Source organism: Amycolatopsis sp. DSM 110486 (genome assembly GCF_019468465.1).
Classification (GTDB): Bacteria; Actinomycetota; Actinomycetes; order Mycobacteriales; family Pseudonocardiaceae; genus Amycolatopsis.
The window spans coordinates 6,761,753-6,777,347 of sequence record NZ_CP080519.1 but is presented as its reverse complement, the minus strand read 5'-3'; the positions used below and the strand labels follow the sequence as shown (position 1 = coordinate 6,777,347).

General features: G+C 71.1%; 12 protein-coding genes. 7 read left to right on the top strand and 5 right to left on the bottom strand.

Going from position 1 to position 15,595, the window contains the following annotated elements; all coding sequences use genetic code 11:
* Window positions 1-13: 13 nt before the first annotated feature.
* Together K1T34_RS33280 and K1T34_RS33275 are read right to left on the bottom strand one after the other, a co-directional pair.
* Window positions 14-880, bottom strand: coding sequence for a RimK family alpha-L-glutamate ligase (locus K1T34_RS33280; protein WP_220238712.1), 867 nt, complete (start codon window positions 878-880; stop codon window positions 14-16).
* The gene (locus tag K1T34_RS33275; RefSeq protein WP_220238711.1) at window positions 877-1,194 is read right to left on the bottom strand and encodes a hypothetical protein; all 318 of its coding nucleotides are present in this window, start codon (window positions 1,192-1,194) and stop codon (window positions 877-879) included. Before K1T34_RS33275 ends, K1T34_RS33280 begins: the two co-directional genes overlap by 4 nt.
* 100 nt (window positions 1,195-1,294) lie before the next feature.
* Between K1T34_RS33275 and K1T34_RS33270 the strand changes: the two genes are divergently transcribed.
* Complete coding sequence (locus tag K1T34_RS33270; protein WP_220238710.1) at window positions 1,295-2,266, top strand: quinone oxidoreductase; 972 nt, start codon at window positions 1,295-1,297, stop codon at window positions 2,264-2,266.
* Between the two features lie 149 nt (window positions 2,267-2,415).
* Here the strand turns inward: K1T34_RS33270 and K1T34_RS33265 are convergent, their stop codons facing one another.
* The 3 genes from K1T34_RS33265 to K1T34_RS33255 all read right to left on the bottom strand — a co-directional run bounded on the left by K1T34_RS33265 (window position 2,416) and on the right by K1T34_RS33255 (window position 6,685).
* Window positions 2,416-3,003, bottom strand: coding sequence for an FKBP-type peptidyl-prolyl cis-trans isomerase (locus tag K1T34_RS33265; protein ID WP_220238709.1), 588 nt, complete (start codon window positions 3,001-3,003; stop codon window positions 2,416-2,418).
* A gap of 10 nt (window positions 3,004-3,013) precedes the next feature.
* Window positions 3,014-5,284 (bottom strand): ATP-binding domain-containing protein, encoded by a 2,271-nt coding sequence (locus tag K1T34_RS33260; protein ID WP_370643849.1) that lies wholly within the window; start codon window positions 5,282-5,284, stop codon window positions 3,014-3,016.
* Between the two features lie 420 nt (window positions 5,285-5,704).
* On the bottom strand, window positions 5,705-6,685 hold the full coding sequence (locus tag K1T34_RS33255; RefSeq protein ID WP_220238707.1) for a heme o synthase: 981 nt from the start codon (window positions 6,683-6,685) through the stop codon (window positions 5,705-5,707).
* Window positions 6,686-7,208: 523 nt separating this feature from the next.
* Here K1T34_RS33255 and tkt point away from each other — a divergent pair.
* The 6 genes from tkt to pgl are packed head-to-tail and all read left to right on the top strand — an operon-like array spanning window position 7,209 to window position 15,418.
* Window positions 7,209-9,311: a transketolase gene (gene tkt / locus K1T34_RS33250; RefSeq protein WP_220238706.1), complete on the top strand. Its 2,103-nt coding sequence runs from the start codon at window positions 7,209-7,211 to the stop codon at window positions 9,309-9,311.
* A 29-nt stretch (window positions 9,312-9,340) separates the two neighbouring features.
* On the top strand, window positions 9,341-10,456 hold the full coding sequence (gene tal, locus K1T34_RS33245; protein WP_220238705.1) for a transaldolase: 1,116 nt from the start codon (window positions 9,341-9,343) through the stop codon (window positions 10,454-10,456).
* A 9-nt stretch (window positions 10,457-10,465) separates the two neighbouring features.
* Window positions 10,466-12,100 carry a glucose-6-phosphate isomerase gene (locus K1T34_RS33240; RefSeq protein WP_220238704.1) on the top strand — a complete coding sequence of 545 codons (1,635 nt, stop codon included), beginning with the start codon at window positions 10,466-10,468 and terminating at the stop codon, window positions 12,098-12,100.
* Window positions 12,097-13,623 carry a glucose-6-phosphate dehydrogenase gene (gene zwf / locus K1T34_RS33235; protein ID WP_220238703.1) on the top strand — a complete coding sequence of 509 codons (1,527 nt, stop codon included), beginning with the start codon at window positions 12,097-12,099 and terminating at the stop codon, window positions 13,621-13,623. Before K1T34_RS33240 ends, zwf begins: the two co-directional genes overlap by 4 nt.
* Window positions 13,620-14,645, top strand: coding sequence for a glucose-6-phosphate dehydrogenase assembly protein OpcA (gene opcA / locus K1T34_RS33230; protein ID WP_220238702.1), 1,026 nt, complete (start codon window positions 13,620-13,622; stop codon window positions 14,643-14,645). The genes zwf and opcA overlap by 4 nt, the downstream gene beginning before the upstream one ends.
* Window positions 14,642-15,418, top strand: coding sequence for a 6-phosphogluconolactonase (gene pgl / locus K1T34_RS33225; RefSeq protein WP_220238701.1), 777 nt, complete (start codon window positions 14,642-14,644; stop codon window positions 15,416-15,418). The genes opcA and pgl overlap by 4 nt, the downstream gene beginning before the upstream one ends.
* Window positions 15,419-15,595 lie beyond the last annotated feature (177 nt).

Here is a 15,595-nt window from a genome sequence, read left to right as displayed (position 1 = left end):
GGGCTTGAAGTAACTAGGCCAGCTGCTGCCGCACCGCCGACGCGAACCTCAACGGGGCCCCCGCGTCGGCGTTGCGGAAGCCCAGCGACGGCTCGGCCAGCTCCAGCTCCAGCACCAGCGGGTGTCCCTCTTCGCCGCGCACGATGTCCACGCGGGCGTAGAGCAGTTCGGCGCGCAGGATGCCCATCAGGGAGCACGCCGCGTCCAGGGCGTCTTCCGCGACGGCACGCACACCGGACGCCGGGACGGCCGGGGCGAGCGTCTCCGTGAGGAACAGGCCGGACGGGTCGGTGCCGGCGCCGAGCATCGCCGCTTTCGTGAAGGCGTGCGAGTAAACGCCGCCGAAGTACACGAGCGCGATCTCGCCCTGGGTGTCCACACTGGACTGGTACGGCTGGATGACGGCGGTGCGGCCGTCGGCATGCAGCTCGCGCAGGTGATCGGCCGCACCGGCGGCGTCCGCGCCGAAGCGGGCGGCGCCGCGAGAGCCCGCGCCGACCGAGGGCTTCACCACGAACGGCACCTTCGGCCACTTCGCCTGCTCACCCGGCTCGACCAGCGTGGTCGGCACCGTGGGCACGCCTGCCTCGATCAGCTCGGCGAGGTAGGACTTGTCGGTGTTCCAGCGCACGACCGCGGCGGGGTTGGCCAGTGTCGGCACGGTCTCGCACCAGTCGAGGAACTCGGCGCGGCGCTCGGGGTAGTCCCAGGTCGCGCGCAGCACCACGAGGTCGGCGCTCGTGTAGTCGGCGGCCGGGTCGTCCCACACGGCCCAGCGCACGGTGAAGCCCAGGTCGTCGAGGGCGGCCGCGGCGGCGGTGTCGTCGCCGTCGCCTTCCGGCATCTGCGCGCAGGCGACGAAGATCGCTTCGCGGTTCACCGGCCGGCTCGCGGACCGGCCATCTTGCGGCGGTGGGCCGCGCCGATCTTGGTCGCCTTCACGGTCTCGCTGTCCCATTCGGCGGGTTCGAGGTCCTCGACCGCCTCGACGAGCGCCGTGCCCGTCTCCGGGGCCGGCACGATCACGTCGCCGAGGGCTCCGTCGGCTCCCACGAGCACCACGCGAGCGCCCACGCGGCCGATGTTCTCGACCACCGCGCGCGACGGTTTCCCGTGCCGCGCCACGAAGTCACGGGCGGCGGCCAGCTGCCGGCCGGTCGGTGCGGGGGGCGTCTGCTCGGTCTCCTCAGCCACGTCGGCGAGCTTAACCGGTCTCACCCGGTGGCGCGGAACAAGCGTGGCGTCGGCCATAGTTGGCACCTGGTGAGAGCCGAACCCGACGCGAGGAGGAAACATGCCGTCCGCTGTGCAGGTCAGGACGACCGGTGGTCCCGAGGTACTGGAGGTCACCGAGGTCGAGGTCGGCTCGCCCGGTGCCGGTGAGTTGCTGGTGGACGTGGCCGCGGCCGGCGTCAACTACATCGACACCTACCAGCGCCAGGGCATCTACCCGATCGACCTGCCGTTCGTGCTCGGGCTGGAGGGCGCGGGCACCGTGGCCGAGGTCGGCGAGGGCGTGACGGCGTTCGCCCCGGGTGACCGCGTGGCCTGGCAGGGCTCGCTGGGCAGCTACGCGGCGCGCAAGCTCCTGCCCGCGGCCGGCGCCGTGAAGGTGCCCGCCGGCGTGTCCGACGAGATCGCCGCCGCCACGATGCTGCAGGGCATCACGGCCCACTACCTCATCCGCTCGACCTACGAGGTCAAGCCGGGCGACGACGTGCTGGTCCACGCCGCGGCCGGCGGCGTCGGCCTGCTGCTGGTGCAGCTGGCGAAGGCGCGGGGCGCGCGCGTGATCGGCACGGTGTCCACCGAGGAGAAGGCCGAGCTGGCCCGCGGGGCCGGCGCCGACCACGTGATCCGCTACGACCGGGAGGACTTCGCCAAGGTGACGCGCGAGCTGACCGACGGCGAGGGCGTGCACGTGGTCTACGACGGCGTCGGCAAGGACACCGTCGACGGCAGCCTGTCCAGCCTGAGGATCCGCGGCATGCTCGCGCTGTTCGGCGCGGCCAGCGGCCCGGTGCCGCCGATCGACCCGCAGCGCCTCAACTCGGGCGGCTCGCTGTTCCTGACCCGCCCGACGTCCGTTCACTACGTCCGCACGCGCGAGGAGCTCGACTGGCGCGCCGACGAGCTGTTCGCCGCCGTGACCGACGGTTCGCTGAACATCCGCATCGGCGGGCGCTACCCGCTGGCCGACGCCCGCAAGGCCCACGAAGACCTGCAGGGCCGCCGGACGACCGGGAAGCTGATCCTCATCCCGTGACGCGTCATCCCTGACGCTTTCGCCCTACCGACCCCAATGTGGCGTTCGGTGCACCCAACGCACCCAATGCGGCGTTCGTTGCGCTCAACGCACCGAACGCCACATTGGGGCGCTTCAAGCGGGGCGAGGACCGACGGAGGCGGGCACGGTCAGCTCTTGTCGTTCGGCACCGTCACGGCGTCGGTGACGAAGACGAGGGTCTCGTTCGGCGCGATGCCGTTGCCGCCCTGGCCGTAGCCGAGGTCGGGCGGGATGATCAGCAGCCGGCGCCCGCCCTGCTTGATGCCCACGAGGCCCTGGTCCCAGCCGGGGATGACTTTGCCCGCGCCCAGTGGCAGGGAGAACGGCTCACCGCTGTCGAAGGAGCTGTCGAGCTTCTTCTTGTCCGACCACGTGACCAGCGTGTAGTTCATCGACAGTTCCTGGCCGGCCTTCGCGCCGTTGCCGGTGCCCGGGACCAGGTCCTTCGTGATCAGCTTCTTCGGCGGATCGCAGTCGTCCGGGATGGTGATGGTCGGCGCCTGGCCGAAGGTCCCGGTGGTCTTGATGTCGTCCGCGGTGCACTCGCGGCCCTTGGTCTGGGCGCCGGCCGCAGCGGCCGAACTCGACGGGGCGGCCGGGGCCGACGGGGTGCCGGACGGCTGGGCCGCGGTGTCGCCGCCGCCGCACGCGGTCAGGCTGAACGCCGCGGCCACGGCCACGGCGCCCACGGAGGCGATCTTGCCGATTCTCTGCATGCCCGGCACCCTAGCCAAGCTCTGCCAATGCCGGTACGACGTCACCGGTCTGGACCACGCCGAGCCGCTGGGTCGCGCGCGTGAGGGCCACGTACAGGTCGTTGAGCCCGCGCGGTGACGCCGCGACGATCTCGTCCGGCGCGACCAGCAGAACGGCGTCGAACTCGAGGCCCTTGGCGCGCTCGACCGTGAGCACGCTCACGCGTTCGTCGGCGGGCACCGCGGCTTCCACGGCGGCGAGCCGAGCCGCCGGTGTGAGCACGGCCACGGTGCCACCGTCCACAGCGGACAGCTCCTGCGCGACGAGACCGCCCAGATCTGCGTCGAGGTCGCTTGTCGCCTTCGACCACGGCGCCACGCCCGTCTCACGGACCGACGCCGGGGCCACGAGGTCCACGTCGAGCTGCGCCAGCACGCGCGCGGCCACGGCCATGATCTCGGCCGGCGTGCGGTAGTTCACGGTGAGCTGCTCGAGGCGCCAGCGGTCGGCGACGTAGGGCGAGAGGACCTCGTCCCACGTGCGCGCTCCCCCGGGCGCGCCGGTCTGCGCGACGTCGCCCACGAGCGTCATCGAGCGGTTGGGCGACCGGCGCATGAGCAGGCGCCAGTCCATGGCGGACAGTTCCTGGGCCTCGTCCACGATCACGTGCCCGAACGTCCACGTGCGGTCCTGCGCGGCGCGCTGGGCCGCGGTCAGCTCGCTGCGCTCCTGCTGGCGCTCGGCGAACAGCTCGGCGTCGAGCACGTCGGACACGCGCAGGATCTCCTCGTCCTGGATCTCCTCGTCCTGCTCCAGGACGTGCAGCACGCCCTCGGCGTAGGCACGCTCGACGCGCTCGCGGCGCCGGCGCTCGGCGCGCTCCTCGCTGTCGTCCTCGCCGAGCAGCTCGGACAGCTCGTCGAGCAGCGGCACGTCGGCGGGGGTCCACTTCGCGTCGCGGCCACTCTCCAGGTGCGCGCGATCGGCCTCGGACAGCAGCTTGCCGGCGGCGCGATCGAGGTGTTCGCGCTCGGCGAACAGGTCGTCTAGCAGGCCTTCCGGCGTCAGTTTCGGCCACAGGTCGTTCACGGCGGCGGCCACGGCGGGGCTGGCGGCGAGCTCGGCGCGGATGTCCTGCACGTCCTGTGCGTCGAGCAGGTCCTCCCCCAGCTTGCGGGCGGCCTGGCGGGTGAGCGCGTCGAGCACGTCGGACACGAACAGACGCCGCGCGAGGTTGTGGGGCCGGCGCGAGCGGCGCGCGCGGGTGAGGGCCTCGACGCAGGTCTTGCGGTCGAGCTTGAGGATCTCCCGCTCGTGCTCGATCTCCACCACGGGCTCGGGCACGCGCTGGCGGTCGCGCACGGCGCTGGCGAGCACGTCGGTCATCACCAGGCGCCCCTTGACCTCCGCGGCCTCGGGCGGCTCGATGCCCTCCGCGTCGAGGCCTGGGTAGAGCTGCCCGATCGTGGCCAGCAGCACGCCGGTCTCACCCAGCGACGGGAGGACCTGGCCGATGTAGCGCAGGAACGTGCTGTTGGGCCCGACCACGAGCACGCCGCGCGTGGTGAGCTGCTGGCGGTGCGTGTACAGCAGGTACGCGGCGCGGTGCAGCGCGACCGCGGTCTTGCCCGTGCCCGGCGCGCCCTGCACCACCATCACCCCACCGAGCGGCGCGCGGATGATCCGGTCCTGCTCGGCCTGGATGGTGGCGACGATGTCGCTCATCTCGCCCGTGCGCCGGCGTTCCAGGGCGGCCAGCAGCGCGGCCTCGCCCGCCAGCCCGAGGTCCTGGCCCTGGTCGGCGGCCCAGAGGTCGAGGATCTCGTCGTCGAACCCCGTGACCTTCCGGCTCAGCGACCGCAAATGCCGCCGCCGGCGCACACCTTCGGGCGAGGCGGCCGTGGCGAGGTAGAACGGCCGCGCGACGGGCGCCCGCCAGTCCACCAGCAGCGGCCGGTAGTCGTCGTCCTCCTCGAACAACCCGAGGCGGCCGATGTAGGTGGTTTCTTCGGCGCTCTCGGGCACGAAGTCGAGGCGGCCGAAGCACAGCCCCTGCTCCACCGACCCCAGCTGCGCGAGCCGGTCGGAGTACAGCGTGGTGGCGACGTCCCGCTCGGTGCGTGCCTGCGGGGTGCCGCCGGTCTGCCGCAGCGTGGTGTCGAGGCGACGCTGGGCCTCGACCCGCTCGGCGTCGAGCTTCGTGTACAGCGTCGTGACATACGCCTGCTCACGCGCCAGCTCGGCGGCGTGCTCGGGCGTACCGTCCTCGAGGGCGCGGTCTGCTTCCCGGTCCGGGGACACGGACAAGGTGAATCCTGCTTTCGCATCGGGGAAAGGCGGCGGAGAGCCGGAAGAACACAACGGCCAACCAGACTACGCCATTCCCGAGGGCGGCTCAGGAGGATCGGAGGCCGTGGAGCGTTCGGAACCGCTCACTTTCCCGCGACTCCGGGGTGGCAACACGGGTGAACTCAGGTTGTGGACGTCGCCCGGGTTGCCGTAGCAGCACCGGTTCAGGGCGACGTCGCGGGCGAACCGAGCGGCCCTGCGCAGAACGCGGAGTGACCGGACCTGGGAGGCCAGACCGGGCGCAATCCTGTGAAAACCGACGAGGCCGAACTCGTACCCACAACCGACCCCGCAGCCGGCACTGGGCCGGGCCTGGTCCACACGCCAAAACGCCGCCGGGCCGAAGCCACGGCGGCGCTGCTGGTCAAAAAATCAGAACGGCAAGCCGAGCGTCGGCAACCCGATCGCCGAGTCCACGGCCAGCGCGACGAACACGATCATCAGATACGTGTTCGAGCGGTGGAACAGCGACATGGGCTTCGTCTCCTCGCCGCGGCGGACGGCGGCCTGGAGGCGGTGGGCGTAGAAGAGGAACCAGGCACCGGCGAGGACCGCGAAGGTGGCGTAGAGCCAGCTGGTGACGGGCAGCAGCAGGAGCGTCCAGGCGACCATCACCCACGAGTAGATGACGATCTGCTTGGCCACGTGCTGCGGCGTCGCCACGACCGGGAGCATCGGGACGCCCGCGCGCTCGTAGTCGTCGCGGTACTTCATGCCCAGGGCCCACGTGTGCGGGGGCGTCCAGAAGAAGATGACGCCGAACATGACGAACGCGGGCCACTGCACGGTGCCGGACACGGCGGCCCAGCCGATGACCACCGGCATGCAGCCGGCGGCGCCGCCCCACACGACGTTCTGCGACGTGCGCCGCTTGAGGCCCAGGGTGTAGACGAAGATGTAGAACAGAATGGTCGCGATCGCGAGGATCGCCGACAGCAGGTTCACGGTGAAGTACAGGACGACGAACGAAGCGACGCCGAGCACGAGGCCGAAGATCAGCGCGTTGCGCCGCGGCACCGAGTCCTTCACCAGCGGGCGCTTCTTGGTGCGGTTCATCACCTTGTCGATGTCCGCGTCGATCACGCAGTTGAGCGCGTTGGCGCTGCCGGCGGCCATCGTGCCGCCCACGAGCGTGGCGAGCACGAGCCACGGCGAAGGGATCTCGCGGCCCGCGAGGAACATCGCCGGGATCGTGGTGACGAGGAGAAGCTCGATCACCCTCGGCTTCGCGAGCGCGGCGTAGGCACCCACAACCTGGCGGACACTTCGCCGGGCACCGCGCGGTCGTTCACCGTTCGGGTGTTCGGCGCTGGTGTTCTCACTGCGTCCGTGCGCAGCGTTCACCAACGACATTTCACTCCCTGGGTCAGTTAGGGGCCGGGCGATGATCCGGAAGACCGCGATGGAACTGGTGAAGCTCCCGGACCAGGCCCGCGTTCGATGTTAGACGTGGCGAATCCGCCTGCGTGATCGAGGGTCCTCGACACGCCGCGGCCTGTCTTCTGCGTCACGCCACGGGGTTCACGCTCGACGGCAACGGCGGCGCACGGTGTGTCCGGAAGGACCGGTCGCGGTGTCCGGCGGGTCCGTTCGGTCCCCTCGATCGTCCCTTTTGCACGGTCCGTGACCAGCGGCGGACGGCGGGCGACCCCCATGGGCGGGATCACCCGGCCGGAAGGGCTGGGCGCGGCTGTCGCGGCTGCCCGGAGTACACCCCAAGCACTAGGCTGTCGCGGACGGGCCGCGTGGTACCCCGGCGCAGTGCTCCCAGCAGGAATATCGTCCCTTCGGGATCGATTGAGATTACTGGCAGTGCGCACCGGCTACACCACGACGGAAAGCAAGCGACAACCTCAGGACGGGGAGTTCGAGTTCAGTGTCCGAAACCGCCTCTACCAGCGAGAACAACCCTTTGCTCCGGCGTGACGTGCCCGCCGACTGGACCGGGACCGACTCCCGCGCCGTCGACACCGTCCGGGTCCTCGCCGCGGACGCCGTCGAGAAGGTCGGCAGCGGTCACCCGGGCACCGCGATGAGCCTCGCCCCGCTCGCCTACACGCTGTTCCAGCGGACCATGCGCCACGACCCGACCGACCCGCACTGGCGCGGCCGCGACCGCTTCGTGCTCTCGGCGGGGCACTCCAGCCTCACCCTCTACATCCAGCTGTACCTCGCCGGCTACGGCCTCGAGCTCGAGGACCTCAAGCAGCTGCGCACGTGGGGCTCGCTGACCCCGGGCCACCCGGAGTTCGGCCACACCAAGGGCGTCGAGACCACGACCGGCCCGCTGGGCCAGGGCCTGGCCAACGCGGTGGGCATGGCGATGGCCGCCCGTCGCGAGCGCGGCCTGCTCGACCCCGACGCCGCGCCCGGCGAGAGCATCTACGACCACCACATCTACGCGATCGCCTCCGACGGCGACATCGAAGAGGGTGTGACCTCCGAGGCCTCGTCGATCGCGGGCCGCCAGGAGCTGGGCAACCTCATCCTCTTCTGGGACGACAACAAGATCTCCATCGAGGACGACACGAACATCGCGCTGTCCGAGGACACCGCGAAGCGCTACGAGGCCTACGGCTGGCACGTGCAGGTCGTCGAGGGCGGCGAGAACGTCACCGCGATCGAGGAGGCCATCAAGGCCGCCAAGGCGGAGACCGAGCGCCCGTCGTTCATCGCGCTGCGGACGATCATCGGCTACCCGGCGCCCACGAAGATGAACACCGGCAAGGCGCACGGCGCCGCGCTCGGCGCCGACGAGATCAAGTCGGTCAAGGAGATCCTCGACTTCGACGTCGAGCAGACCTTCCAGGTCGACGACGAGGTCATCACCCACACCCGCAAGGCCCTCGACCGCGGCAAGCAGGAGCACGCCGCGTGGCAGGAGCGCTACGACGCGTGGGCCGCGGCGAACCCGGAGCGCAAGGCGCTGGCCGACCGGCTCGCGACCCGCACGCTGCCCGAGGGCTTCGCCGACAACCTGCCGCACTGGGACCCGGACCCCAAGGGCATCGCGACCCGCAAGGCCTCCGGTGAGGTCCTCAACGCGCTGCGCGACCCGCTGCCCGAGCTGTGGGGCGGCTCCGCCGACCTGGCGGAGAGCAACAACACCACGATGAAGGGCGCCGACTCGTTCGGCCCGGCGAAGGCCACCACCTCGGCGTGGAATGCGAACCCGTACGGCCGCACGCTGCACTTCGGCATCCGCGAGCACGCGATGGGCTCGATCCTCAACGGCATCGCCCTGCACGGCGGCACCCGGCCGTACGGCGCGACGTTCCTCATCTTCTCCGACTACATGCGCCCGCCGGTCCGGCTCGCGGCGCTGATGGGCCTGCCCACGCTGTACGTGTGGACGCACGACTCCATCGGCCTCGGCGAGGACGGCCCGACGCACCAGCCGATCGAGCAGCTCTCCGCGCTGCGCGCGATCCCGGGCCTCAACGTCGTCCGCCCGGCGGACGCCAACGAGACCGCCTACGCGTGGAAGGCCGTGCTGGAAGACGTGCACCACCCGTCGGGTGTCGCGCTCACCCGCCAGAACGTGCCGGTGCTCGAGGGCACCAGCGCCGAAGGCGTGAAGCGCGGCGGCTACGTGCTCGAAGAGGCCTCCAACGGCACTCCCGAGGTCGTGCTGATGGCCACCGGTTCCGAGGTCCAGCTGGCCGTCGCGGCCCGCAAGACCCTCGAGGCCGACGGCGTGCCGACCCGCGTCGTGTCGATGCCGTGCGTCGAGTGGTTCGACGCGCAGGAGCAGTCCTACCGCGACGCGGTGCTGCCGCCGGCCGTCAAGGCGCGCGTGTCCGTCGAAGCCGGAATCGCGCAGTCGTGGCACCGCTTCACCGGTGACGCGGGGGTGAACGTTTCGATCGAGCACTTCGGTGCTTCGGCCGACGCCGCCACACTGTTCCGTGAGTTCGGGTTCACCCCGGAGAAGGTCGTCGAGGCCGCCCGTCGCTCGATCGCCAACACCAAGAACTGAATTTCTTCCTTGAAGGGGATGAAGAAGGTATGAGCACCACCGATCGGCTCGCACAGCTTTCGGAGGCGGGCGTCTCCATCTGGCTGGACGACCTCTCCCGCGAGCGGCTCAACTCGGGCAACCTCGCCGCGCTGATCCGCGACAAGCACGTCGTGGGCGTCACGACCAACCCGACGATCTTCGCCAACGCGCTGTCGAAGGGCGAAGCCTACGACGCGCAGGTCAAGGAGCTGGCCGAGCGCGGCGCGGACCTCAACGGCACCGTCCGCGAGCTGACGACCAGCGACGTGCGCAACGCCGCGGACCTGTTCCGCGATGTCTACAACGCCACCAACGGCACCGACGGCCGCGTCTCCATCGAGGTCGACCCGCGCCTGGCGCGCGACACCGACAAGACGATCGCCGAGGCCAAGGACCTGTGGAAGGCCGTGGACCGGCCGAACCTGATGGTCAAGATCCCGGCCACCGACGAGGGCCTGCCCGCCATCACCGCGGCGCTGGCCGAGGGCATCAGCATCAACGTGACGCTGATCTTCTCCGTCGAGCGCTACGCGCAGGTCATCGACGCCTACTTCGCGGGCCTGGAGCAGGCGAAGGCCAACGGCCACGACCTCAAGGGCATCCACTCGGTCGCGTCGTTCTTCGTGTCCCGTGTGGACACCGAGGTCGACAAGCGCCTGAACAAGATCGGCACCGACGAGGCCAAGGCGCTGCTCGGCGAGGCGGCCATCGCCAACACCCGGCTCGCCTACGCCAAGTTCGAGGAGCTCTTCGCGAGCGACCGCTGGCAGGCGCTGGCCGCCGCCGGCGCCAACGCGCAGCGTCCGCTGTGGGCCTCGACCGGCGTCAAGGACCCGGCGTACTCCGACACCCGCTACGTCGACCAGCTCTTGGTCCGCGACATCGTGAACACGATGCCGGAGAAGACCATGGACGCGGTGGCCGACCACGCCGAGCTCACCGGCGACACGGTGTCCGGCCGCGGCGCCGAGGCGCAGGGCGTGTTCGACAAGCTGAGCGCCGCCGGCATCGACGTGCCGGACGTGTTCGTGGTCCTCGAGACCGAGGGCGTCGAGAAGTTCGAGAAGTCCTGGCAGGAGCTGCTCGAGACGGTGACCGGCCAGCTGAACAAGGCGAAGGGCTGAAGCCAGACCATGACAGGGGACGAAACCGGCGTCGAGCTCGTCGACGCCGAACTGGCAGGCAAGGCGGCGCCGCTGGTCGAGCGCCTCGTCGCCGACCAGGCCGCGTCGAAGCTCGCCGCGCAGGACGCGACGCTGTGGGGACCGGACGCCGAGTCCGAGGCGTCGATCCGGCTCTCGTGGACGTCGCTGCACAAGTCGTCGCGGCCGCTGATCGGTGAGATCGAGGCGCTGCGTGCGGAGCTGCAGTCCGAGGGCGTGGACCGCGTGGTGCTCGCCGGCATGGGCGGCTCGTCGCTCGCGCCGGAGGTCATCACCGCCACCGCGGGTGTCGCGCTGACGGTGCTCGACACGACCGACGCGGGCCAGGTCGCCGACGCGCTCGCGGGCGACCTCGAGCGCACGGTGATCGTGGTGTCGTCGAAGTCGGGCGGCACTGTGGAGACCGACAGCCACCGGCGCATCTTCGCGAAGGCCTTCACCGACGCGGGAATCGACGCGGCACGGCGGATCGTGGTCGTGACCGACCCGGGCTCGCCGTTCGCGGAGCTGTCCGAAAAGGAGGGTTACCGCAAGACCTTCCTGGCCGACCCGCACGTCGGCGGCCGCTACTCGGCGCTGACCGCGTTCGGCCTCGTGCCGGCCGGTCTCGCGGGCGCGGACATCGCGCGTCTGCTGGACCAGGCCGCCGCGGTGGCCGAGGTGCTGGGCTCCGACTCGGCCGACAACCCGGCGATCAAGCTGGCGGCCGCCTGGGCCGCCGCCCACGAGGGCGGCGCGGAGAAGGTCGTGCTGGCCACAGTGCCTTCTCAAAGCAGCGATTCCGGCGTCAAGGGCTTCCCGGAGTGGGCCGAGCAGCTGATCGCGGAGTCGACCGGCAAGCTGGGCACGGGCCTGCTGCCCGTGGCCGTCGAAGGTCCGCAGGCCCCCGGCTTCGCCGACGCGAAGTCCGACGCGACCCCGGTCGCCGTCGGTGCCGCGGAAGGCGCCGCGAAGATCTCGGTGACGGGCCCGCTCGGCGCGCAGTTCCTGCTGTGGGAGTTCGCGACCGCGCTCGCCGGCCGGCTGATCGGGATCAACCCGTTCGACCAGCCCGACGTCGAGGCCGCGAAGAAGGCCGCGCGCGCGTTGCTGGACGAGCCGGAGAAGCTGTCCGGCAAGGAGGCTCCGGCCACTGTGGACGGTTCCGTCGAGGTCTTCGGCAGTGAAGGCGTTGCCACGGAAGGAAAGCTGGTGGACGTGCTGCGCGCGTTCTTCGGCTCGGTCGCCGACGGCGGCTACTTCGCCGTGCAGGCCTACCTCGACCGGCTCGACGACGCGTCGACCTCGCTGCTGCGCGGCGAGATCGCCAAGCGCACCGGCGTGCAGACGACGTTCGGCTGGGGTCCGCGGTTCCTGCACTCCACCGGGCAGTACCACAAGGGCGGCCACCAGAACGGCAGCTTCCTCCAGATCACCGGCGCGGTCGCCGAGGACCTGGGTGTGCCGGACCGCCCCTACACCCTGGGACAGCTTCAGCACGCGCAGGCTCTCGGCGACGGTCAGGTCCTCGCCGACCACGGCCGTCCCGTGCTGCGGCTGCACCTGACCGACCGGGCCGCCGGGCTTGCCGAGCTCGTGCGGGCCGTACAGGAGGCCGGCGAGTGACGACCTGGCAGAACCCGCTGCGGGACCCGCGCGACAAGCGCCTCCCGCGGATCGCGGGCCCGTCGAGCCTGGTGATCTTCGGGGTCACCGGCGACCTGGCCCGCAAGAAGCTCATGCCCGCCATCTACGACCTGGCCCACCGCGGCCTGCTGCCCGCCGGCTTCTCGCTGGTCGGGTTCGCGCGCCGCGACTGGGAGCACCAGGACTTCGGCGAGCTGGTGCACGACTCGGTGCGCGAGCACGCGCGGACGCCGTTCAAGGAGTCGGTCTGGAACCGCCTCGCCGAGGGCATCCGCTTCGTGCAGGGCACGTTCGACGACGACGACGCCTTCGACCGCCTCGCCCAGACCGTGAAGGACCTGGACGCCGAACGCGGCACCGGCGGCAACACGGCGTTCTACCTCTCGATCCCGCCGGGCGCGTTCCCGGTGGTGACCAAGCAGCTGGCCCGCTCGGGCCTGGCCGCCACCGACGCCACGACCTGGCGCCGCGTGGTCATCGAGAAGCCGTTCGGCCACGACCTCAAGAGCGCCAAGGAGCTCAACGGGATCGTGAACGACGTCTTCCCCGAGGAGTCGGTGTTCCGCATCGACCACTACCTCGGCAAGGAGACGGTGCAGAACCTGCTGGCGCTGCGCTTCGCCAACCAGATGTTCGAGCCGATCTGGAACGCGAACTACATCGACCACGTGCAGATCACCATGGCCGAGGACATCGGCCTCGGCGGCCGCGCGGGGTACTACGACGGCATCGGCGCCGCACGCGACGTCATTCAGAACCACCTGTTGCAGCTGCTCGCGCTGACCGCGATGGACGAGCCGCTGTCGTTCGAGCCGAAGGCGCTGCGCTCGGAGAAGGCGAAGGTGCTGGCGGCGACCATGCCGATCCGGCCCTTCGACGAGACCACCGCGCGGGGGCAGTACGCCGGCGGCTGGCAGGGCGGCATGAAGGTCCCGGGCCTGCTGCAGGAAGCGGGCTTCGCGAAGGACTCCAAGACCGAGACCTACGCCGCGGTGACGCTGGAGGTGCAGAACCGCCGCTGGGCGGGTGTGCCGTTCTACCTGCGCACCGGCAAGCGGCTGGGCCGGCGCGTCACGGAGATCGCCGTGGTGTTCAAGCGCGCGCCGCACCTGCCGTTCGACTCCACCTCCACCGAGGAGCTGGGCCAGAACGCGCTGGTCATCCGCGTGCAGCCGGACGAGGGCATCACGCTGCGGTTCGGCTCGAAGGTGCCGGGGACCACGATGGAGGTCCGCGACGTCACCATGGACTTCGGTTACGGCCACGCCTTCACCGAGTCCTCCCCCGAGGCGTACGAGCGGCTGATCCTCGACGTGCTGCTGGGCGAGCCGTCGCTGTTCCCGGTGAACGAGGAGGTCGAGCTCTCCTGGGAGATCCTCGACCCGATCCTGGAGCACTGGGCCAAGGAAGGCGCGCCGGAGCAGTACGCGCCGGGCACGTGGGGTCCGCAGAGCGCTGACGAGATGTTGGAGCGTACGGGCCGGAACTGGAGGCGTCCGTGATCATCGACCTGCCATCCACCACGACTTCGCAGCTGAACAAGAAGCTGGTGGAGATCCGCGACCAGGGCGGTCAGGTCGCGCTGGGCCGGGTGCTGACCCTGGTCATCGTGGCGGACGACGACGCCAAGCTCGAGGAGGCCATCGAGGCCGCGAACCACGCCAGCCGGGAGCACCCGTCGCGCGTGATCGTGGTCGCGAAGGGCGCCCGCACGGCGGCTCCGCGCATCGACGGCCAGATCCGCGTGGGCGGCGACGCCGGCGCGAGCGAGGTCATCGTGCTTCGCCTCTACGGGCCGCTCGCCGCGCAGGGCCAGAGCGCGGTCGTGCCGCTGCTGCTGCCCGACGCGCCGATCGTCACGTGGTGGCCGGGCGCCGGTCCGAAGGCCCCGGCCGAGGACCCGCTGGGCGCGATCGCGCAGCGGCGCATCACCGACTCGGCCGCGGAGAAGGCCCCCATAAGGGCTCTGACCACGCGGGCGAAGGCCTATGTGGAGGGCGACACGGACCTGGCGTGGACGCGGCTGACGCACTGGCGTGCGCAGCTCGTGTCGGCGCTGGACCTGCCGCCGTACGAGGAGATCACGGCCGCGACCGTGACCGGTGAGGCCGACTCGCCGTCCACGGAGCTGCTGGCGGGCTGGCTCGCCGAGTACCTCAAGGTGCCGGTGAAGCGGATCAAGAGCTCCAGCGCGCAGGGCATCATCTCCGTCGAGCTCGAACGGCGTTCGGGTGCGGTGGAGCTGACCCGGCCCGACGGCCGCGTCGGCACGCTGACGCAGCCGGGCCAGCCGGCGCGGCGCATCGCGCTGCAGCGGCGGAGCAACCCGGAGTGCCTGGTGGAGGAGCTGCGCCGGCTCGACCCGGACGAGGTCTTCGAGGCGGCGCTGCACGGGCTGCCCAAGATCTCCGCGCCGACGACCACGGCGAAGGCTGCTTCTGCGGCTGCGAAGCCGAAGGCCGCGGCGGCCAAGGCTCCGGCGAAGAAGGCCGGTAAGGCCAAGGCGGAAAAGAGCGGTTCGTGAGCCGCACGGAGGTCGTCGTCTACGAGAACGCCGGCCTCCTGGCGGCCGCCGCGGCGGCGCGGCTGGTCACCCGGATCGTCGACGTGCAGGCGGCCAAGGGCTCGGCTTCGGTCGTGCTCACCGGCGGCGGCACGGGCATCGCGGTGCTCGAGGAGCTCAACTCCTCCAGCGCGCGCGACGCGATCGACTGGTCGCGCCTGGACGTCTACTGGGGCGACGAGCGGTTCGTCCCGGCCGACTCCGACGAACGCAACGAGAAGGGCGCGCGTGCGGCCCTGCTGGACCACGTGCCGCTCGACCCGAAGCGCGTGCACGTGATGGCGCCGTCGGACGGCGAGTTCGGTGACGACGCGGACGCCGCGGCCGCGGCGTACGCGGAGGTGCTGGCCTCGCAGGCGGGCCCGGACGAGGGCGGCGTGCCCGCGTTCGACATCTGCCTGCTCGGCCTCGGCGGGGAGGGGCACACCGCTTCGGTGTTCCCGGACTCGCCCGCTGTGCACGAGACGCGGCTTTCGGTGGTGGCGGTGCGCGACTGCCCCAAGCCGCCGTCGACCCGCGTCTCGCTCACGCTCACGGCCATCCGCCGCGCGCGTGAGGTGTGGCTGATGACCGCGGGTGAAGCGAAGGCCGAGGCCGTGTCGCTGGCTCTCGCGGGTGCGCCGGAGGTGCAGGTGCCCGTGTCGGGTGCCCGCGGCTACCGGCGGACGCTGTGGCTCCTGGACCGCACCGCGGCCGGGAAGCTGACGAAGGTGTACGAGCCGCCGACTGCGTGACGCTCGCCGGTTCTCGAAGGCCGCCCCGGGTTCGCCCGGGGCGGCCTTTTTCTGTCTCCGCGCAGCCGCTTCGCGGCCCTGACCGTGGGTTTCCGGGCCCGCTCGACCGGCTGACGCGTGCCACCCGTAAGCGTGAAGATCATTCATGTGCCGAACGGAGCAGTGACCACTACTCCA

Excerpts from the sequence above, each read along its gene's own strand:
- K1T34_RS33270 (WP_220238710.1), top strand. The coding sequence starts at position 1,295 with ATGCCGTCCGCTGTGCAGGTCAGGACGACCGGTGGTCCCGAGGTACTG.
- K1T34_RS33265 (WP_220238709.1), bottom strand. The coding sequence starts at position 3,003 with ATGCAGAGAATCGGCAAGATCGCCTCCGTGGGCGCCGTGGCCGTGGCC.
- K1T34_RS33255 (WP_220238707.1), bottom strand. The coding sequence starts at position 6,685 with ATGTCGTTGGTGAACGCTGCGCACGGACGCAGTGAGAACACCAGCGCC.
- tal (WP_220238705.1), top strand. The coding sequence starts at position 9,341 with ATGAGCACCACCGATCGGCTCGCACAGCTTTCGGAGGCGGGCGTCTCC.
- K1T34_RS33240 (WP_220238704.1), top strand. The coding sequence starts at position 10,466 with ATGACAGGGGACGAAACCGGCGTCGAGCTCGTCGACGCCGAACTGGCA.